The 737-nt window shown below is 49.3% G+C and carries 1 protein-coding gene; it reads right to left on the reverse strand.

Annotated features, from left to right (window positions below; all coding sequences use genetic code 11):
* Window positions 1–479 (reverse strand): aldehyde dehydrogenase (locus tag JNK62_04780; GenBank protein ID MBL8158821.1); only part of this gene is annotated, 479 nt, incomplete at its 3' end.
* Between the last annotated feature and the right edge of the window lie 258 nt (window positions 480–737).

Below are 737 nucleotides of genomic sequence, written 5' to 3' on the forward strand. Positions count from 1 at the left end.
ATGGGCGCCAGGCAGTTGGTGGTACAGCTTGCGCAGCTGATGATGGTTTCGCTTCCGTCGAGTATCGCATGATTTACATTGAACACAACAGTCTTGAGATCACCGGTCGCCGGGGCGGAGATAACCACGCGTTTGGCTCCCGCGGCCAGGTGCGCTTCCGCCTTGGCTTTATCGGTGAAGAAGCCGGTACTTTCGATCACCACGTCCACATCATGAGTACCCCAGGGAATCTGGGCCGGATCTTTCTGCGCATATACCTTCACTTCGTGGCCATTAACCACGATCGCATTTTCCGTAGAAGTCACATGCTGACCAAAGCGGCCCTGTGCGCTGTCATATTTTAACAGATGTGCCAGTACTGCCGGACTGGTGAGATCGTTGATGGCAACAACATCGATACCCTCCATATTATAGATCTGGCGGAAAACCAAGCGGCCGATGCGGCCAAAACCGTTGATTGCAACTTTTACTGTACTCATAACTTTAATTTGAATTTACATTTGAGTGGCAAAAGTACAGGATAAGGAAGAATTTTCAGCGATTATTTTCCGACAAATTTTAGCCCGCAAAAACATCCTGAAAAGCAAGCCCAGACTGGATTTATCTGATACAGCCCGAACCGGAAAAACTGATCCAGTTTTCGTAAAAGATTTGGTTACAAAGTGGCCACGCTTTATCTTTGCCGTCCTTTACGGAACCGCCGCGTTGGTCAAGGGGTTAAGACGCCTCCCTGTCAC

The organism is bacterium (genome assembly GCA_016789445.1).
GTDB lineage: Bacteria > Patescibacteriota > Minisyncoccia > Phycocordibacterales > UBA2100 > UBA10103.